Here is an 18,007-nt window from a genome sequence, read left to right as displayed (position 1 = left end):
CCCGGATGCGCGATAGCCTGACGGCTGGATCTCTCTTGACGCCAAGATATCGATCGCATGTACCCGTGATCGATCATCGCGGCGGGGCGCCGGTCACGAGCCGGCGGCGGGATCCCGCACCCGGGCGACGAAGCCCTACCGCCAGCTGTCAAACGGAGAACGCCATGACCCGCACTCCCGTGAACGTCACCGTCACCGGCGCGGCCGGCCAGATCGGCTACGCACTGCTCTTCCGCATCGCCTCCGGCCAGCTGCTCGGCGCGGATGTGCCGGTCAAGCTGCGCCTTCTGGAGATCACCCCGGCGCTCAAGGCCGCCGAGGGCACGGCCATGGAGCTCGACGACTGCGCGTTCCCGCTCCTGCAGGGCATCGACATCAGCGACGACCCGAACGTCGCCTTCGACGGCACCAACGTCGCCCTCCTGGTGGGCGCCCGCCCGCGCACGAAGGGCATGGAGCGCGGTGACCTCCTCGAGGCCAACGGTGGCATCTTCAAGCCGCAGGGCAAGGCCATCAACGACCACGCCGCGGACGACGTCAAGGTCCTCGTCGTCGGCAACCCGGCCAACACCAACGCGCTGATCGCCCAGGCCGCCGCCCCGGACGTGCCGGCCGAGCGCTTCACCGCGATGACCCGTCTCGACCACAACCGCGCCCTGACCCAGCTGTCGAAGAAGACGGGCGTCGCGGTCTCCGAGATCAAGCGCCTGACGATCTGGGGCAACCACTCCGCCACCCAGTACCCGGACATCTTCCACGCCACGGTCGCAGGCAAGAACGCCGCCGAGGTCGTGAACGACGAGAAGTGGCTCGCCGAGGACTTCATCCCGACCGTCGCCAAGCGCGGAGCCGCGATCATCGAGGCCCGTGGCGCCTCGTCGGCCGCTTCCGCCGCCAACGCCGCCGTCGACCACGTGTACACCTGGGTCAACGGCACCGCCGAGGGCAACTGGACCTCCATGGCCATCCCGTCGGACGGCTCCTACGGCGTGCCGGAGGGCCTGATCTCCTCCTTCCCGGTCACCACGAAGGACGGCGCGTACGAGATCGTGCAGGGCCTGGACGTCAACGACTTCTCCCGCGCGCGCATCGACGCCTCCGTCAAGGAGCTGGAGGAGGAGCGCGAGGCGGTTCGCGCGCTCGGCCTCGTCTGATCCCCGACGGTCGATCGGTCAGCAGGCCCCGTTCCGGTCACGCCCGGAACGGGGCCTGCGGCTGTACGGGCGCCGCTCCGGCCCCCCGCCCGGCGCCCGGAAGGGCCCGGTGAGAACGGAGCGGGTCCGGCTGTGCGGGAGACCTGACAGGGTGGTTGGTCAGCGAGCGGTGGGGCCCGCCGGCCGCTTCTCGAACCAGTGGGCCGCGTACACGTTGTCGTCGTAGCGCGGGATCTCCGTGTATCCGCAGGCCCGGTACATCGCCTGGGCCTCCGTCAGGACGGCGTGGGTGTCCAGGCGTACGAGGGCGAGGCCGTGTGCGACGGCCTGACGCTCCAGCCCGTCGAGCAGGCGGCGTGCCAGGCCGAGCCGACGGGCGTCCGGGTGAACCCACACATGGCGGATCTCGCCGACGCCGGGCTCCAGGGTTCTCAGTGCGCCGCACCCCACGGGCCGGCTCTCCTCGTAGGCGACCAGGAAGGCGCCGGCGTCCCCGGACACCTCTTCCGGGCGGACGAGGGCGGCGGGGTCGAAGCCCTCGGGGAAGCGGGCGTCGATGTCGGCGGCGTAGGCGTCGAGGCAGGCACGCGCGTCCGGCGAGGCGCCGTCGACACGTTCGATCGCGATGGCGGCGAGGCGCAGCAGGCGCCGGGCGGTGCCGAGCGCGGCGGTCAGTTCGCCGCGCTGGTCCTCGCTGAGGTCGCGCAGCAGGCGCTCGGCGAAGTCGTCGGCGCGGCGGTTCTGCTCCCCCACCTCGACGCGTCCGGCGGGCGTCAGTTCCGCGAGCCGCAGCCGGCTGTCCTCGGGGTGGACGCTCATCCGCACCAGCCCCTGGGCCTCCAGGGCCCGTGCCATCCGGCTGAGATACCCGGCGTCCAGACCGAGCCGCACGCGCAGTTCGCGCAGCGGGGCGCCGTCCCCGATCTCGTACAGCAGCCGCGCCTGACCCAGCGGCCGGTCCTGCCCCAGATAGTGGTCGTCGAGAACGCCGATCCGGCGAGTGAAGTAGCGGTTGAACCGGCGCAAGGCCGTCACGTGCTCAGTCGACACTGGCTCCATGTCCCTTTGACTTTAGTCAAAGGACTCACGGGCGTCCATGGACGTGGCCGGTCACTCGCCGCAGTCGTCACCCGTCACGAGCGTGAACATTCCGCTTTCCCGGACCCGGGCGCCCCTCTATGCTGATGGTCCATCAACTCATATGTGACCCATGTCTCTTGTGGGCAGGGGTCTTTCATCGGGGGAGTGGTGTGAGCGCCGCCTACGTGCCGCAGCAACCACAGCCGACGCGGGTCGGTCCACCACCGGCACCGCCGCAGAATCCACCGCACGCCAGTGAGGCCACCCGGCTGTTGTGTGCGGGTGTGTATCTGGACTCCGCTTACCGGGACCGGGTCATCGACGAACTGCACCTCAACGAACAGCGGATCGTGGCGCCCTCGCTCGGCTTCGACGCGGCACGGGTGCTCGCGCACGCCCTGCGGGCCCGGCGCCAGGAGCTGGCATGGGCCGGGGCGATCATCGGCCTGTGGCTGGTGGGCTCGGCCCTGTCCGGTGGTCTGCTGCTCGGCTTCCTCGGACCCAGCCTGACGCTGGCGATCGCGTCCTGGGTCAGGGGCCGGGCCGCGGAGCCGCCCCTCTACCGGCGGGTGCCGGCCTTCTTCCTGCGCTGGTGGGGCCGTCTCACCTTCGCCGGATACCTCGTCATCACGGTCTGGGCCGCCTTCGCCGGCATCGACGACGGTTCGTCGTACGGGTCGTCCTACGGGTCCTACGACCCCTACGGGCCGGGCTCCTCCGGCGCGCCGAGCGTGTCCGACCTGGTGTTGCCGGGCAACGCGGTCAAGCCCTGGCAGGCGTGGTTCGCCCTCGGCGTTCTCGCCCTCATCGCACTGTGCATCGCCCAGCAGCGCCGCCAGTTCGCCCGCGTGATGGCCGCCGAACTGTCCACGCAGCGATTCCCGGACGCCGCGGGCGACCCCGCGGAGCAGGAGCAGGGGGCGCGGTTCGAGCGGGTGCGGCAGCGCATCCGGCTCGAACAGCACGCGCCGTTGATCATGTATCACGAGGCGCGGCCGTTCTGCGGTGCGGGCTCGGCCTTCGACACCTGGGTCCTCGCCGTCGAGCTCGTGCCGGACTCCTTGAAGAAGCAGCAGCCGCTCAGCAACCGGGCCGTGCTGGAGAAGGTCCGCCCGTTGCTCGCCCAGCTGCGCGTGCCGGCCGAGTACGCCGGCCCCGGAGTCCGCGACCGGCTGCGCTGGCTGGAGATGGACGAGTGCGTGTTCCTGCCCGCCGAGGGACTGCTGCGCCGCGAGGACGCCCCATACCACCCGCAGGCGTTCGAGGAGCACCGGGCGCGCGCGGTCGAGGAGGGCGGCGAGAAGCGGCGGCACTTCCTGCGCATCCGGGTCGGCGGATGGGAGGAGGAACTGGTCGTCACCGTGTTCGTGCGCGTCCACACCCAGGGCCGCATGCTCATGCTGGAGATCGCCCCGCACGTACTGACTCCGGTGCGCGAGGACTTCAAGGACGCCGACCGTACGGCCCACCGCTTCCGTCACAACAATGTGCTCGGCCGGGCGGCCTGGGCCCTCGCCCGAGTGCCGGGCTCTCCCGCCCGCGCCCTGATCACGTTCGGCAGGGCCGTGGTGTACGGGTGGCGCCTGCTGACCGGCGGTTACGCGGGCGCGCTGCCCGACGGTCCGGCCCTGTCGGTACGGGAGCTGGGCTCGACGGGCGATCGGTCGCTCTTCCAGGACATGGACGTCGACCGCTACCTCAAGAGCGTGCAGGACCGCGTCGCCCACGGGGTACGGGCGGCGCTGGCCGAATCCGGTTACCGGACCGGGGAGTTCGTGCAGCGGATCGTCAACATCAGCAACGGCGGCGTGCACATCGGCCATGTGGAGGGCAGCACCTTCGCAGTCGGCGAGCACGCCAGCGCCTCCGCCACGACCGGCGGCCCCGCGCCGCAGAAGGGATCCGACACCGATGGCCACGGATGAGCCGAACGTCAGCATCGGGGACGTGTCGCACAGCACCTTCGCCATCGGCAGCCACGCGCAGGCCGTGAGCCACCACGGTTCCGTGCAGCGCGACGAGGCCGCCGAGGAACTGCTGAAGGCGGTGCGCGAACTGCGCGCCGACCTGACCCGGGTGCGCGCCGGCGAGCAGACGGCGGCACTCGACGCGGAACTCTCCCGGACAGAGGACGAGATCACCCGTACGGGTGAGGCGGCCCCGTCCCGGCGTGAGCGGCTGCGGGAATTGCTCGCCGACTCACAGGCGCTGTTGAGCGTGCTCGCGTCCGCGGGGGCCGTGGCCGGACTGCTGGGAATGTGAGAGGGAGACGATGAGCGGGGGCCGTCGGTACTGGAACGAGGACACCCAGCGCTGGGAAGACGGTGACGCCGGCCACGCGCCCGGGGCGGAGACCTCCGGGGCGGACGTCGCCTGGTGGCAGACGCAGACACGGGTGGGCGAGGACGTCGGGCCGATGGCGCAGGACACGGACGGCGGCGGGGTGCAGCCGTTCCCGGAGTGGCCGGCCGACACCGGCCGGCCGTTCCCCGCGTGGGTGCCGCAGCCGTCGGCGCCCGCTGCGGCCGGGGGACTCAACCGCCGGGTCCTGTGGTCCGTGGTGGTCGGGGCGGCGGCGGTCGGTGTCGCCGTGAGCCTGGTGCTGAGCCTGGTGGTCGGTTCCGGGGACGAAGGGGACGGCCGGCCGACTGCCGCGAGCGCCTCCACCACTCCGGGGCCCACGCGGCCGACGGACGCCTCCGAGCCGCCCTCGCCCACCGACGACTCGGTGCCGCACGCCGCCTCGCCGAGCGCGCTCCCGGCGGGCTACGTGTCACGGGACGACGGCGAAGGCTTCCGGATCGCCGTCCCCGAGGGCTGGTCGCGTTCGACGGTGAAGTCCTCGTACGGCATACGTGTGGTCAACTACCGCAGTGCGGACCACACGCACCGGCTGCAGGTGTACCAGGTGGCGGAGTCGTCGCCGGACGCGTCGTTCCAGCTCTATCTGTCCTCCGAGACCGCCAAGCCGGCGGGCTTCCAGCGGGTCTCCCTGGAGAACCTCGACGACGGCGAGTTCACCGGCTCGCGGCTGGAGTACCTGGCCGACACCATCAAGGGCGAACCCGCCGTCGGCACCTGGCACGTCTACGACGAGCGCTTCGTCGCCGTGGACGGCAACATCTACGCCATCGCCGCGTACGGTCCCGACGCGGACGGCCGTGACGACGAACTCGAGCTGCTCACCACCGCCCTGAACTGGTTCTGCCCGCCCGGCGCCGGCTGCGACCCGGCGGCGGACTGACGTCATGCGCTCGGTGGTGGTCGGCACGGACCCGAACGGGTGAATCCCCTCGCCGGACCGGCGAGGGGACGGCGGCGACTGTCCCGACGGTGGATCGCAGCCGTTCCCCTCGACCTGAGGCGGTTCAGGACGCCGGCAGATTCGGCACCTGGGAGATGTCCACCGACTCGCTCGCGAGCGGAGTCCGCACCGGGACCGGCTTGTTGTAGTCCGTGAAGGTGAGGGACAGGTCCGTGTCCGGGCCCTTCTGGGCGGCACGGTACAGGTGATGCAACCTGTCCGCCGTGACGTACAGCGTCGATGTCAGGCCGTTCACCTCGAAGGTCAGGGGGACCACCCGCGTTCCGTCCAGGGTCGTGGCGAGGCCCACGTGCAGCGAGGCCGGTGCCTTGACCATCGCCGCCTGCTGGAGGGCCTCGAGGTCGCAGGTGCTCGCGATGCCGCTGAGAAGTGCGTTGGAGGTGGACCCGTGGATATAGCGGTCCTCGAACTCCCGGCTCGCGGCGACACCCCGCTCGCCGGGAAGCTCCGCCTTCCAGAACGTCTGGTCGGGCTTGAGCCATACCTCGGTGCCGCGCTTGATGATCTCGACGGAGCCGCCGTGCCCGCCGAGCGTCAGGGTGCCCGCGCAGTTGCCGCGCCGGTCGAGCGCGATGTTCATCGCGGTCGGCAGCCGTTTGTTGGACGTGGCCGTCAGGCTCCGGTCCACATAGTCGAGGCGCACCGATGTTGCCTTCCGCAGCCCTGCCTGTGCCTGGGCGGCCAGCCGCTGCGGGTCCGGGTTGCCACCGGTTTGGGCCGACGAAACGCCGCCCAGGCCGGGGGAGAACAACAGACCCATCGTTGCAGCCGTGGTCGCCGTACAGGTCGCGATTGTGAAGCCACGGGTCGGGAACATCGCATCACCTCCATGAGTACCTGCCCGAAAGCGTACTTTTAACCGTTTTCGACCGCATTCTCAGTGACGCCGAGCACTTTCCGTCATGGACGCGCATGCATCGGCGGGTCGAGGGCATGACCATCCGGTCCCTGAGGGTGACACGCGTGTGACACAGGGCCTCGATCAGGAACGGAAGGCAACACCGAACATGGCCGGACAGCGGGCACGGCAGGCAGATCTGACGATTCACGTGGCAGGGGAGTGGCGCCCGGCGCTCTCCGGGGCCACCCGCGAGATCCTCGACCCCGCGGATGCCATGCCGTTCGCCCAGGTCGCGGAGGGCGGCGAACGGGACGCCGACACGGCCGTCGCGGCTGCCCGCCGTGCCTTCGACGCAGGGTCCTGGCCCCACACGCCCGTCGCCGAGCGGGCCGCGCTCCTGCGCCGCGTCGCGGACCTCCTCGTACGCGACCGCGAAGAGCTCGGCCTGCTGGAGAGCCGGGACGCGGGCAAGACGGTCGAGGAGGGCCGGGTCGACATCGACTGTGTCGCCGACGCCTTCCGCTACTTCGCGGACCTCGTCGTCGCGGAGGGCCCCGGCCGGGTCGTCGACGCCGGCTCGCCCGAGATCCACAGCGTCGTCGTGCACGAGCCCGTCGGCGTCTGCACGCTGATCACGCCCTGGAACTATCCGCTGCTGCAGGCCAGCTGGAAGATCGCGCCGGCGCTCGCGGCCGGCAACACGTTCGTGGTCAAGCCGAGTGAGATCACCCCGATGACCACGATCGCACTGATCGAACGGCTCGTGGAGGCGGGGCTGCCCGCCGGAGTGGCCAACATCGTCACCGGCCCCGGCCACTCGGTCGGCGCCCGGCTCGCCGAGCACCCCGACGTCGACCTCGTGTCCTTCACCGGCGGGCTCGTCAGCGGCACCAAGGTCGCGCAGGCCGCCGCCGCGGGAGTCAAGAAGATCGCCCTCGAACTCGGGGGCAAGAACCCGAACGTCGTGTTCGCCGACGCCTGCGTCACCGAGGACGGCTTCGACACCGCCGTCGACCAGGCCCTCAACGCCGCGTTCATCCACAGCGGCCAGGTCTGCTCGGCGGGCGCCCGTCTCATCGTCGAGGAGTCGGTCCGGGAGCGCTTCGTCGCCGAACTGGCTCGCCGGGCCGGCCGGATCCGCCTCGGACGCGGGACCGAGAAGGGTGTCGAGTGCGGGCCGCTCGTCTCCGTGCAGCAGCGGGCCAGGACGGAGGAGTACGTCGCCTCCGCGCTCGCCGAGGGTGCGGTGCTGCGGTGCGGCGGCAAGCGCCCCGAGCCGAGCGAGACCAGGCCCGCCGGCGGCTACTTCTACGAGCCGACCGTCCTCGACCAGTGCCACCGGGAGATGAAGGTCGTACGGGAGGAGGTCTTCGGGCCCGTCCTGACCGTGGAGACCTTCCGTACCGAGGACGAGGCGGTCGCTCTCGCCAACGACACCGAGTACGGCCTCGCCGGTGCCGTCTGGACCGCCGACCCCGGCCGCGCCCGCCGCGTCGCCGGCCGGCTGCGCCACGGCACCGTCTGGATCAACGATTTCCACCCCTACCTCCCGCAGGCGGAGTGGGGCGGATTCGGCAAGAGCGGCATCGGTCGTGAGCTCGGCCCCGCGGGCCTCGCCGAGTACCGCGAGACCAAGCACGTCTACCAGAACCTTGCGCCGCGCCCGGTGCGCTGGTTCGCGGGCTGAGCCCACCCTGACCCCCGCCGAGCTGCGTGAGCGCACCGGCTGCACGGCCGCCGTCCGCGATGTGGGCTTCGACGTCCGCAAGGGCGAGGTCTTCGTCGTCATGGGCCTGTCCGGCTCCGGCAAGTCCACGCTCGTGCGCTGTCCGACCCGCTGATCGAGCCGACCGCCGGCAGCATCGCCATCGACGGCGAGGACGTCCGCGCCATGGACAAGGCGCGGCTGCGCGAACTGCGCCGCCACCGGGCCGCGACGGTCTTCCAGCACTTCGGCCTGCTGCCGCACCGCACGGTCCTCGACAACGTCGGGTACCGCCTGGAGATCCAGGGCGCCGGGAAGGCGGAACGCCGCAAGCGGGCCGCCGAGTTCGTGGCCAAGGTCGGTCTGGAGGGCATGGAACAGCGGCGCCCCGGACAGCTGTCGGGCGGCCGGCGGCAGCGGGTGAGGCTCGCCCGTGCGCTCGCCGTGGACCCCGAAGTGCTGATCAGCCCTGCCGCAGCCGTGCGGCGAGCTCGCCGAGGTGCGCCGCCGCACGGCGCTGCAGCCAGGGCCCGAACGTGACGCGGGTGGCCCCGAGCGCACCGAGTTCGCCGGGTGAGGGGCTCTCGCCGTCCAGCCGGGCGAGCGCATTGAGCGGCCCCTGGATCCCCGCCCGCAGCACGGGCAGGACGTCGGCCGGGGCGCCGATCGGATACACGCAGTCGGCGCCCGCGGCGGCGTACGACGCGGCCCGCTCGATGGCCCGTTCGGGGTCGCCGTCCCCGTAGACGAAGGTGTCCACGCGGGCGTTGACGAACAGCCGGTCGCCGGCCGCGGCCCGCACTTCGGCGATCCGGTTCGCGTGCCGGCGCGGCTCCTCGATGACACCTCCGTGCGAATCCTCGAGGTTGCAGCCCACCGCGCCGGTCTCCAGCAGCCGTTCCACCAGCTCCCGCGGGGCCAGCCCGTATCCGTTCTCGAGGTCGGCCGACACCGGCACATCGACCGCGCGGACGATCCGGGCGACCGCCGCGAACATCTCGTCGACGGGCGTCTCCCCGTCGGCGTACCCGAGCGAGGCGGCGATCCCCGCACTGGGTGTCGACAGCGCCGGGAACCCGGCATCCGCGAACACCCGGGCGCTGACCGCGTCCCAGGGGCCGGGCAGTACCAGGGGGTCGCCCGGCGGGCGGCCGTGGTGCAGGGCCCGGAAGGCGTCGACCGCGGACGGACCCGGGCGCGGTGCTGCTCACTCCGGCCCACCAGTTCCCCATGGGTGTGCCGCTGCGTTCCGGCCGGCGGGTGGCCGTCGTGGACTGGGCGCGGCGCACCGGCGGGGTGGTCCTCGAGGACGACTACGACGGGGAGTTCCGCTACGACCGCCAGCCGGTCGGGGCATTGCAGGGACTCGGCCCCGATCATGTGGCGTACCTGGGCACGGCCAGCAAGTCCCTCGCCCCCGGGCTGTGCCTGGGCTGGATGGTGCTGCCCCCGGACCTCGTGGAGGAGGCCGTCGCGGCGAAGGGCATGAGCGACACGTGCGGCGTGCTGGACCAGCTGACCCTGGCGGAGTTCCTCACGTCGGGCGGGTACGACCGGCATGTACGCGCCACCCGGCTGCGCTACCGGCGCCGCCGGGACGGCCTGGTCCGGGCCCTTGCGGCCCGCGCCCCCGGCGTCCGCGTCACGGGGATCGCCGCGGGCCTGCACGCAGTCCTGCGGCTTCCGCCGGGCACCGAGCAGAGCGTGGTGCGCGCGGCGACATGGCAGGGCCTCGCGGTACACGGGCTGCGCCGCTACCGCCACCCGGACGCGGCCGCCGAGCCGTTGGACGCCCTGGTCGTGGGGTACGGGACGCCACCGGACCACGGGTGGGCGGGAGCGCTGGAGGCGTTGTGCAGGGTGCTGCCCTGACGACCAGGGCCGTCACCCCTCCGCGACCGGAGCCTCCCCGAACCGTGCGAGCGTCAGCGCCCCCGCCACGGCGACGACGAAGCCAAGGACCGCCAGCCAGGTCAGTCCGTCGCGTGTGCGGTCGCCCAGCCACACCACCCCGATCGTGGCCGGGCCCACCGTCTCGCCCACCACCATGCCCGCCGTGGCCACCGTGACCGACCCCCGCTCCAGCGCCGTGGTCAGCAGCAGAAAGGCCGCTCCGCCGCCCAGCAGAAGCGCGTACGTCGCCGGATTCGTGAACAGTGATCCGGGCGCCAGTGAGTCGATGAGCCGCACCGCCACCTCGACCACCCCGAACCCGAACCCGGCGCAGAGCCCCAGCACCAGGTCTCTCCCCCACCTCGGCAACCGACCCGCGGCCGGCCCGAGCAGCAGCACCGCCGCCGTCGCCAGCATCGCGTACTCCAGGTCCCTGGACCCGGCGCGGCCGCCCTCCGCCCCGGACGCCAGGCCGAGCATCGCGAGCCCCGCGCAGACCACCGCGACGGCGGCCCATTCGCTCCCGGTCGGCCGCACCCGCAGAAGCCGGGCCGCGACCACCGCCGTGACCGCCAGGCTGGAGGCGAGCGCTGCCCCCACCGCGTAGATCGGGATGGACCGCAGCGCCGCGATCTGCAACAGGAATCCGAGCCCGTCCAGCGCGAGCCCCGCCAGGTACCGCCACTGCTTGAGCGCCCGCAGCAAGAGCGTCGCGTCCCCACCCGCACCCCTGCCCGCCGCGCGTGCCGCCATCGCCTGCAACACGGTCGCCGTACCGAAGCAGACCGCCGCACCCAGCGCACACATCATTCCAAAGAGCACAGAGCGACTTTAGGTGGTTGCGGAGGCGTGGGGGCGTGTTCGAACATCCGAGTGACGCTCTCTAGTCTGTCGCACGGAGAACTCTCACCGACGTCTCAATGACGTCTTACTCAACGAAGTCTCACTCGACGGGGGAACACGAACATGGCGGACATACGCCGGCAACTGCGATCGGGCACGGTCGTCCTCGGTGGCATGGGACTCCTCGCCGCGGCCCTCACCGCCTGCTCCTCGGATCCGGACAAGCGCTGCGTCGACCGCGACAGCTACACCCTCGGCCGGGGCTACAAGGTCGTCGCCAACGTGAACTGCCCGTCCGCCAACGGTTCCTGGTACTACGGCGGCAAGACGAAGGACGGCTTCGTCAACGGCGGTTCCTTCACCCGGCCCGGCAAGGGTTCCGGCGGCGGCAGCCACGGCGTCGACCGCGGCGGCTTCGGCAGCCACGGCAAGACCGGCGGCTGAGCGGCCCGTGGAACGCCGCACCATCGCGCCACGGCCGGGCTGGCAGCAGACCGTCGAGGCGCAGGGCCTCGTCTACCCGCTGACCCGCTACCCGGACGACTCCCTGCGCCCGTACTGGGACGAGAGCGCCTACTACGTCTTCACGCCTGCCGAGGTGGAGGCGCTGGAGGAGACCGTCGAGGAACTGCACGGCATGTGCCTGGCCGCGGCCGGGCACATCGTCGCCACGGACCGCTTCGCCGACCTCGGCATCACCGACCCGCGCGTCGTGGCGGCGGTTGCCGAGGCCTGGCGCCGTCACGCCGAACTCCCGTCCGTGTACGGCCGGTTCGACCTGCGTTACGACGGCTCGGGCCCGGCGAAGCTGCTGGAGTACAACGCCGACACACCCACGTCACTGGTCGAGGCGGCCAGCCCTCAGTGGTTCTGGATGGAGGAGCGTTTCCCGGGCGCCGACCAGTGGAACTCCCTGCACGAACGCCTGGTCGCGGCCTGGAAGAAGCAGGCCGTCCTGCTCCCTCCCGGCAGCCCGCTCCACTTCGCGCACTCCTCGGCCGACGAACTCGGCGAGGACCTGATGACGATCGCGTACCTGAAGGAGACCGCCGAGCAGGCCGGGCTCGACACCGACTGGATCTCCATGGAGGAGATCGGCTGGGATCCGCTCTCCGAGCGCTTCGTCGACACCCGGCTCCGCTTCATCCGCAGCTGCTTCAAGCTCTACCCGTGGGAGTGGCTCACCACGGACCGCTTCGCCGGACACGTCCTGGACACCCTCGACAACGGCGGCGGAACGGGCAGCACCCTGTGGATCGAGCCCGCCTGGAAGATGCTCCTCAGCAACAAGGCGCTCCTGGCGATCCTCTGGGAGCTGTACCCGGGCCACCCGAACCTGCTCCCCGCCTACCTGGACGGTCCGCGCGAACTGGCACGCACCACGGGCTATGTCGCCAAGCCGCTCCTCGGCCGCGAGGGCGAAGGGGTGACGGTCCACGAGCCGGGGCCGGAGCCCGGCGTACGGGAAGAGGCCTGCTGTTACCAGGAGCTGGCGCCGCTGCCGTCGTTCGACGGCAATCGCGTCGTTCTCGGCGCCTGGGTCGTCGAGAACGAGTCGGCGGGGCTCGGCATCCGTGAGTCCGTCGGCCTGGTCACGGACGAGTACGCCCGGTTCCTGCCGCACGTGATCCTCTAGTGCGGTGGCCGGAAAGGTTTGCCGGGCGTCGCGAGCCGGTGAACCTTTCCGGTCGCCGCACCAGCTAGACGCCCAGGACCGCCCGCAGCTGCGCGAGCCCCCAGTCGAGGTCCTCCTTGGCGATGACGAGCGGAGGGGCGATCCGGACCGTGGACCCGTGGGTGTCCTTCACCAGGACACCCCGGTCCATCAGCTTCTCGCTGACCTCACGCCCCGTCCCGTAGCGGGGGTGGATGTCCACGCCCGCCCACAGGCCGCGCCCGCGCACCTGGGTGACCCGGTCGGTGCCGGCCAGCGCACCCAGCTGGCGGTGCAGATGCTCGCCGAGTTCCGCGGCCCGGGCCTGGTACTCCCCGGACCGCAGCATCGCGATCACCTCGAGTGCCACCGCGCAGGCCAGTGGGTTACCGCCGAAGGTGGACCCGTGCTCGCCCGGCCGGAACACCCCGAGCACCTCGGCGCTCGACACCACGGCCGACACCGGCACGATCCCGCCGCCGAGCGCCTTCCCGAGCACGTACACGTCCGGTACGACGCCCTCGTGCTCGCAGGCGAAGGTCCGCCCCGTCCGGCCGAGCCCCGACTGGATCTCGTCGGCGACGAAGAGCACGTTCCGTTCGCGGGTGAGCTCCCGCACCGCGGGCAGGTAGCCGGCGGGTGGCACCACCACCCCCGCCTCGCCCTGGATCGGCTCGAGCAGCACCGCCACCGTGTTCTCGGTCAGCGCCGAGCGCATCGCGGTCAGGTCCCCGTACGGCACGATCTCGAACCCCGGCGTGTAGGGGCCGAAGTCCGCGCGCGCCTCCGGGTCGGTGGAGAAGCTGATGATCGTCGTCGTACGGCCGTGGAAGTTGTTGCCCGCGACCACGATCTTCGCCATCTCGGCGGGTACGCCCTTGACCCGGTAACCCCACTTGCGTGCCGTCTTGACCGCGCTCTCCACCGCCTCGGCGCCCGTGTTCATCGGCAGCACCGTCTCCATGCCGCACAGCGCGGCCAGCTGCTCGCAGAACGCCCCGAACCGGTCGTGGTGGAACGCCCGGGAGGTCAGCGTCACCCGCTCCAGCTGTGCCTTGGCCGCATCGATCAACCGCCGGTTGCAGTGGCCGAAGTTCAGCGCCGAATACCCGGCCAGCAGGTCCAGATAGCGGCGCCCCTCCACGTCCGTCATCCAGGCCCCGTCCGCGGTGGCCACGACGACCGGGAGCGGGTGGTAGGTGGGCGCGCTGTGGGCTTCGGCCACGGCGACGAAGGTGTCGGTGGTGCTCACGGGCCTCCCCTTTCGGCCGTGCGAGGACATGTCCTCCCCTTCTTATCGTCGCTCGCATGGTGGACGCGGGAGCCAGGCCGACCGACGCGCCCGGTAGGCTGATCGGCGGGCCGTGACTGGCGCGCTGGGATGGGACCGACCATCGGGGAGCGGCCCGGAGTCGAGCGATCGAGTGCCGTGCGCCTGGGCCGACCGTGAACGCTGAACGCCCGCCGTCCGGAGGTCCCCATGCCAGAGCAGCCACTCTCCACCGAGTCCACCGCCTTCCGCGCCGCCCTGGACGTGATCCGCGCCGTGGAGCCGAGGATCGCCGACGCCATCGGCCAGGAGGTCGCCGACCAGCGCGAGATGCTCAAGCTGATCGCCTCCGAGAACTACGCCTCCCCGGCCACGCTGCTGGCGATGGGCAACTGGTTCAGCGACAAGTACGCCGAGGGCACCATCGGGCGCCGCTTCTATGCCGGCTGCCGCAACGTGGACACCGTCGAGTCGCTCGCCGCCGAGCACGCCAAGGAGCTGTTCGGCGCCCGCCACGCCTACGTCCAGCCGCACTCGGGCATCGACGCCAACCTGGTCGCCTTCTGGGCCGTCCTCGCCCAGCGCGTCGAGGCCCCCGCCCTGGAGAAGGCGGGTGTCCGCCAGGTCAACGACCTCTCCGAGGAGGACTGGGCCGAGTTGCGCCGGTCCTTCGGCAACCAGCGCATGCTGGGCATGTCCCTGGACGCCGGCGGCCACCTCACCCACGGTTTCCGCCCGAACATCTCCGGCAAGATGTTCGACCAGCGCTCGTACGGTACGGACCCGATCACGGGCCTGATCGACTACGAGGCCCTGCGCGCGTCGGCCCGTGAGTTCAGGCCGCTGATCATCGTGGCGGGCTACTCGGCCTACCCCCGGCTGGTGAACTTCCGGATCATGCGCGAGATCGCCGACGAGGTCGGCGCGACGCTCATGGTCGACATGGCGCACTTCGCGGGCCTGGTCGCGGGCAAGGTCCTGACCGGCGACTTCGATCCGATCCCGCACGCCCAGATCGTGACGACGACCACCCACAAGTCGCTGCGCGGCCCGCGCGGCGGCATGGTTCTGTGCGACGACTCGCTGCGGGACCAGGTCGACCGCGGCTGTCCGATGGTGCTGGGCGGCCCGCTGCCGCATGTGATGGCCGCCAAGGCGGTCGCCCTCGCGGAGGCCCGGCAGGAGTCCTTCCGCGACTACGCCCAGCGGATCGTGGACAACTCCCGCGCCCTGGCCGAAGGCCTGATGCGCCGCGGAGCCACGCTCGTGACCGGTGGCACCGACAACCACCTGAACCTGATCGACGTGGCCTCCTCCTACGGCCTCACCGGCCGCCAGGCGGAAGCGGCGCTGCTGGAGTCGGGCATCGTCACCAACCGCAACGCCATCCCGGCCGACCCGAACGGAGCCTGGTACACCTCCGGCATCCGTATCGGCACGCCGGCGCTGACCACGCGTGGCCTGGGCGCCGCGGAGATGGACGAGATCGCCGGCCTGATCGACCGCGTGCTGACCGGGGCCGTCCCCGGTACGACGGGCAAGGGCACTCCCTCGAAGGCGCAGCACGTCCTGGACCTGAAGATCGCGGACGAGGTCGCCCGCCGGGCGTCCGACCTGCTGGCCGACTTCCCGCTGTACCCGGAGATCGACCTGGGCTGAACCGGGCCCCCTCCGGCAACCGGTCAGTCGAGCTCTCCGAGATCGATCACCTCCTGGCGCGGCGGCCCGGCTTCCCGTCGTGCCGCCGCCCGTCGCAGTGCGACGAACACGCCACCGCCCCCCAGCGCAAGCCCGGCCCCGACCCCCACGGCCCCCCAGCGCAGGCCGTCCGCGGAGTCGTCCTCGGCCTTGACGGGCTCCCCGAACAGGCCGCTCTTCGCCAGCCGGTCGAAGACCGCCCGCGGGGCCCGCCGCCACCGGATGTCGTCGTCGGAGACGTCCGGCGCCGGGTCGGAGCGCACCCACGCCGTGCCGTCCGCCGCCAGGAACACCTGGTCCTCCTGCTCGATGGCCACGTCGCCCCCGGGCGCCCTCCTGGTGTACGGCCAGCCCCCGATCCCGGTCAGCGCCCACACCACGGTGGCCCGTACCCGTGGATACCGCCCCCGGGTCCAGTCCTCCGGCACCTGCTCCGTCCTGCTCTCCATCGGGGACAGCAGCTGCAACAGCAGCGCGAAGTCCCGGTCCCCGGAGCGCAGCGTCGTCGTGCGGCCACTGCCGTTCGCCACGACGAGCGCCAAGTCGGGTATGTCCTCACTCACGGCCTGCGACGGAGCGGCGGCCCCCGCCAGCGCGGCGACCGTCAGCACCAGCGCCGCCACCGGCCTGCCCGGCCCGCGCACCGGGCCCCCCTTGTGTGTCATGTCCCCTTGTTACACCGTCGACGACGGTTCGGTTCGCACTTGTTTCCCGCCTGTTCCGGACCGGCCCCCCGGACCTGAGAGAATGGCGAACATGGCTTCTCTTCGCGTGCTCTCCGGGATCCAGCCAACCGCCGGCTCGTTCCATCTCGGCAACTACCTCGGCGCCGTCCGCCAGTGGGTGGCCCTGCAGGAGACCCACGACGCGTTCTACATGGTCGTCGACCTGCACGCGATCACCGTCCCGCAGGACCCGACGGAGCTGTGCGCCAACACCAGGCTGGCCGCCGCCCAGCTGCTCGCCGCCGGTCTGGACCCGGAGCGCTGCACGCTCTTCGTGCAGAGCCACGTCCCCGAGCACGCCCAGCTCGCCTGGATCATGAACTGTCTCACCGGCTTCGGAGAGGCGAGCCGTATGACCCAGTTCAAGGACAAGTCCGCCAAGCAGGGCGCCGACCGCGCGAGCGTCGGCCTGTTCACGTACCCGATCCTCCAGGTCGCGGACATTCTGCTGTACCAGGCCAACGAGGTGCCGGTCGGTGAGGACCAGCGCCAGCACATCGAGCTGACCCGCGACCTCGCCGAACGCTTCAACGGACGGTTCGGTGAGACCTTCACGGTCCCGCGGCCGTACATCCTCAAGGAGACGGCGAAGATCTACGATCTCCAGGACCCGTCGATCAAGATGAGCAAGTCGGCGTCCACGCCGAAGGGCCTGATCAACCTGCTGGACGACCCGAAGACCACCGCCAAGAAGGTCAAGAGCGCCGTCACGGACACGGACACCGTCATCCGGTTCGACCCGGAGGAGAAGCCGGGTGTCAGCAATCTGCTGACCATCTACTCGACCCTCACCGGCACGGATATCGCGGAACTGGAACAGAAGTACGCCGGCAAGGGCTACGGTGCGCTCAAGACAGACCTCGCCGAGGTCATGGTCGACTTCGTGACGCCGTTCCGGGAGCGCACCCAGCAGTATCTGGACGACCCCGAGACGCTCGACTCGATCCTGGCCAAGGGCGCGGAGAAGGCGCGTGCCGTCGCCGCGGAGACCCTCTCGAAGGCGTACGAGAGGGTCGGGTTCCTGCCGGCCAAGCACTGACCCCACCGGGCCCTGACGCGCCGTGGAGTGCTGCACTCCACTCCGTCTGCGCCTGCCCGAGGACACAGACCTGGCCGTACAGTCGGAAGCCGAACATCTCGGCGGCAGCTCGGCCTGCCCCCGGGCCACGCACACCAGCACAACGACAGGAGACGACGTGGGGACCGTAACGATCGGTGTGTCGATCGCGGTCCCGGAGCCTCACGGCAGCCAGCTCCAGGAGCTGCGCGCGGGCTTCGGCGACGCCGCGGCTCACGGCATCCCCACACACGTCACCCTGCTGCCGCCGACCGAGGTCGACGCCTCCGAGCTGCCCGCGATCGAGGCGCACCTGGTCGAGGTCGCGGCGGCCGGCCGGCCCTTCCCGATGCGGCTGTCCGGGACCGGCACGTTCCGGCCCCTGTCGCCCGTGGTGTACGTCCAGGTCGTCCAGGGCGCCGAGGCGTGCACCTGGCTGCAGAAGCAGGTGCGTGACGCCTCCGGGCCGGTGGCCCGTGAGCTGCCCTTCCCTTACCACCCGCATGTCACGGTGGCGCACGGTATCGACGAGGCGGCGATGGACCGGGCCCACGAGGAGCTCGCCGACTACCGGGTAGAGTGGGTCTGCACGGGGTTCGCTCTGTACGAGCAGGGCGCAGACGGCGTCTGGCGCAAGCTGCGGGAGTTCGCGTTCGGGGGCGCGGCGGTGCCGCCGCAGGCGGGCGCACGGGCGGACGACGCCACCCTCCCGCTGTCCTAGTGCGGCGACCGGCAAGGTTCACCGGCTCGCGACGCCCGGCA

At 71.5% G+C, this 18,007-nt stretch carries 16 protein-coding genes, 2 pseudogenes and 1 riboswitch; of the genes and pseudogenes, 12 read left to right on the top strand and 6 right to left on the bottom strand.

Going from position 1 to position 18,007, the window contains the following annotated elements; all coding sequences use genetic code 11:
* Positions 1-164 precede the first annotated feature (164 nt).
* Positions 165-1,154, top strand: a complete 990-nt coding sequence (locus tag VXC91_RS09000) for a malate dehydrogenase (RefSeq protein WP_329506437.1) — start codon at positions 165-167, stop codon at positions 1,152-1,154.
* Between the two features lie 159 nt (positions 1,155-1,313).
* Here the strand turns inward: VXC91_RS09000 and VXC91_RS08995 are convergent, their stop codons facing one another.
* Positions 1,314-2,213, bottom strand: coding sequence for a bifunctional helix-turn-helix transcriptional regulator/GNAT family N-acetyltransferase (locus tag VXC91_RS08995; protein ID WP_329506435.1), 900 nt, complete (start codon positions 2,211-2,213; stop codon positions 1,314-1,316).
* A 191-nt stretch (positions 2,214-2,404) separates the two neighbouring features.
* On the opposite strand from VXC91_RS08995, the gene VXC91_RS08990 reads away from it, so the two are divergent.
* The 3 genes from VXC91_RS08990 to VXC91_RS08980 are packed head-to-tail and all read left to right on the top strand — an operon-like array spanning position 2,405 to position 5,478.
* Entirely contained in the window at positions 2,405-4,159 is a 1,755-nt protein-coding gene (locus tag VXC91_RS08990) for a hypothetical protein (RefSeq protein ID WP_329506434.1), read from the top strand.
* Positions 4,146-4,496 carry a hypothetical protein gene (locus tag VXC91_RS08985; protein WP_329506432.1) on the top strand — a complete coding sequence of 117 codons (351 nt, stop codon included), beginning with the start codon at positions 4,146-4,148 and terminating at the stop codon, positions 4,494-4,496. The genes VXC91_RS08990 and VXC91_RS08985 overlap by 14 nt, the downstream gene beginning before the upstream one ends.
* 10 nt (positions 4,497-4,506) lie before the next feature.
* A complete protein-coding gene (locus VXC91_RS08980) occupies positions 4,507-5,478 on the top strand; it encodes a hypothetical protein (protein ID WP_329506431.1) in 972 nt (323 codons plus the stop codon).
* Between the two features lie 124 nt (positions 5,479-5,602).
* Here VXC91_RS08980 and VXC91_RS08975 read toward each other — a convergent pair whose 3' ends face one another.
* Complete coding sequence (locus VXC91_RS08975; protein WP_329506430.1) at positions 5,603-6,376, bottom strand: hypothetical protein; 774 nt, start codon at positions 6,374-6,376, stop codon at positions 5,603-5,605.
* Between the two features lie 190 nt (positions 6,377-6,566).
* On the opposite strand from VXC91_RS08975, the gene VXC91_RS08970 reads away from it, so the two are divergent.
* Complete coding sequence (locus tag VXC91_RS08970) at positions 6,567-8,087, top strand: aldehyde dehydrogenase family protein (protein ID WP_329506428.1); 1,521 nt, start codon at positions 6,567-6,569, stop codon at positions 8,085-8,087.
* Positions 8,053-8,570, top strand: a pseudogene (locus tag VXC91_RS08965) (ATP-binding cassette domain-containing protein); the annotation flags it as partial. The gene VXC91_RS08970 and the pseudogene VXC91_RS08965, both read left to right, overlap by 35 nt.
* Here the strand turns inward: VXC91_RS08965 and VXC91_RS08960 are convergent.
* Positions 8,569-9,267: an isocitrate lyase/PEP mutase family protein gene (locus tag VXC91_RS08960; protein WP_329506495.1), complete on the bottom strand. Its 699-nt coding sequence runs from the start codon at positions 9,265-9,267 to the stop codon at positions 8,569-8,571. The pseudogene VXC91_RS08965 and the gene VXC91_RS08960 overlap by 2 nt on opposite strands.
* Before the next feature lie 23 nt (positions 9,268-9,290).
* Between VXC91_RS08960 and VXC91_RS08955 the strand changes: the two are divergent.
* Positions 9,291-9,977, top strand: a pseudogene (locus VXC91_RS08955) (aminotransferase class I/II-fold pyridoxal phosphate-dependent enzyme); the annotation flags it as partial.
* A 12-nt stretch (positions 9,978-9,989) separates the two neighbouring features.
* Here the strand turns inward: VXC91_RS08955 and VXC91_RS08950 are convergent.
* Entirely contained in the window at positions 9,990-10,808 is an 819-nt protein-coding gene (locus VXC91_RS08950; protein ID WP_329506494.1) for a DMT family protein, read from the bottom strand.
* 156 nt (positions 10,809-10,964) lie between these two features.
* On the opposite strand from VXC91_RS08950, the gene VXC91_RS08945 reads away from it, so the two are divergent.
* Positions 10,965-11,285: a hypothetical protein gene (locus VXC91_RS08945; protein ID WP_329506427.1), complete on the top strand. Its 321-nt coding sequence runs from the start codon at positions 10,965-10,967 to the stop codon at positions 11,283-11,285.
* A 7-nt stretch (positions 11,286-11,292) separates the two neighbouring features.
* Positions 11,293-12,477, top strand: a complete 1,185-nt coding sequence (locus VXC91_RS08940; protein WP_329506426.1) for a glutathionylspermidine synthase family protein — start codon at positions 11,293-11,295, stop codon at positions 12,475-12,477.
* Positions 12,478-12,541: 64 nt separating this feature from the next.
* Here VXC91_RS08940 and rocD read toward each other — a convergent pair whose 3' ends face one another.
* On the bottom strand, positions 12,542-13,747 hold the full coding sequence (rocD, locus tag VXC91_RS08935) for an ornithine--oxo-acid transaminase (RefSeq protein ID WP_329506425.1): 1,206 nt from the start codon (positions 13,745-13,747) through the stop codon (positions 12,542-12,544).
* A 102-nt stretch (positions 13,748-13,849) separates the two neighbouring features.
* A riboswitch (ZMP/ZTP riboswitch) is annotated at positions 13,850-13,943 on the top strand.
* 32 nt (positions 13,944-13,975) lie between these two features.
* Between rocD and VXC91_RS08930 the strand changes: the two genes are divergently transcribed.
* Positions 13,976-15,424: a glycine hydroxymethyltransferase gene (locus VXC91_RS08930; protein WP_329506424.1), complete on the top strand. Its 1,449-nt coding sequence runs from the start codon at positions 13,976-13,978 to the stop codon at positions 15,422-15,424.
* A 23-nt stretch (positions 15,425-15,447) separates the two neighbouring features.
* Here the strand turns inward: VXC91_RS08930 and VXC91_RS08925 are convergent, their stop codons facing one another.
* Positions 15,448-16,128 (bottom strand): hypothetical protein, encoded by a 681-nt coding sequence (locus VXC91_RS08925; RefSeq protein WP_329506423.1) that lies wholly within the window; start codon positions 16,126-16,128, stop codon positions 15,448-15,450.
* An 82-nt stretch (positions 16,129-16,210) separates the two neighbouring features.
* Here VXC91_RS08925 and trpS point away from each other — a divergent pair, with 82 nt between their 5' ends.
* Together trpS and VXC91_RS08915 are read left to right on the top strand one after the other, a co-directional pair.
* Complete coding sequence (gene trpS / locus VXC91_RS08920) at positions 16,211-17,227, top strand: tryptophan--tRNA ligase (protein ID WP_329506422.1); 1,017 nt, start codon at positions 16,211-16,213, stop codon at positions 17,225-17,227.
* Positions 17,228-17,384: 157 nt separating this feature from the next.
* A complete protein-coding gene (locus VXC91_RS08915; protein WP_329506421.1) occupies positions 17,385-17,966 on the top strand; it encodes a 2'-5' RNA ligase family protein in 582 nt (193 codons plus the stop codon).
* Positions 17,967-18,007 lie beyond the last annotated feature (41 nt).

Source organism: Streptomyces chiangmaiensis (assembly GCF_036281785.1).
Lineage (GTDB): Bacteria > Actinomycetota > Actinomycetes > Streptomycetales > Streptomycetaceae > Streptomyces > Streptomyces chiangmaiensis.
The sequence above is the reverse complement of the archived record's forward strand: the minus strand, read 5'-3'. Positions and strand labels throughout refer to the sequence as shown.

Coding starts and splice junctions, on each gene's coding strand:
- VXC91_RS08945 (WP_329506427.1), top strand. CDS start 10,965: ATGGCGGACATACGCCGGCAACTGCGATCGGGCACGGTCGTCCTCGGT.
- VXC91_RS08925 (WP_329506423.1), bottom strand. CDS start 16,128: ATGACACACAAGGGGGGCCCGGTGCGCGGGCCGGGCAGGCCGGTGGCG.
- VXC91_RS08970 (WP_329506428.1), top strand. CDS start 6,567: ATGGCCGGACAGCGGGCACGGCAGGCAGATCTGACGATTCACGTGGCA.
- VXC91_RS08930 (WP_329506424.1), top strand. CDS start 13,976: ATGCCAGAGCAGCCACTCTCCACCGAGTCCACCGCCTTCCGCGCCGCC.
- trpS (WP_329506422.1), top strand. CDS start 16,211: ATGGCGAACATGGCTTCTCTTCGCGTGCTCTCCGGGATCCAGCCAACC.
- VXC91_RS08980 (WP_329506431.1), top strand. CDS start 4,507: ATGAGCGGGGGCCGTCGGTACTGGAACGAGGACACCCAGCGCTGGGAA.
- VXC91_RS09000 (WP_329506437.1), top strand. CDS start 165: ATGACCCGCACTCCCGTGAACGTCACCGTCACCGGCGCGGCCGGCCAG.
- VXC91_RS08975 (WP_329506430.1), bottom strand. CDS start 6,376: ATGTTCCCGACCCGTGGCTTCACAATCGCGACCTGTACGGCGACCACG.
- VXC91_RS08995 (WP_329506435.1), bottom strand. CDS start 2,213: ATGGAGCCAGTGTCGACTGAGCACGTGACGGCCTTGCGCCGGTTCAAC.
- VXC91_RS08950 (WP_329506494.1), bottom strand. CDS start 10,808: ATGATGTGTGCGCTGGGTGCGGCGGTCTGCTTCGGTACGGCGACCGTG.
- VXC91_RS08985 (WP_329506432.1), top strand. CDS start 4,146: ATGGCCACGGATGAGCCGAACGTCAGCATCGGGGACGTGTCGCACAGC.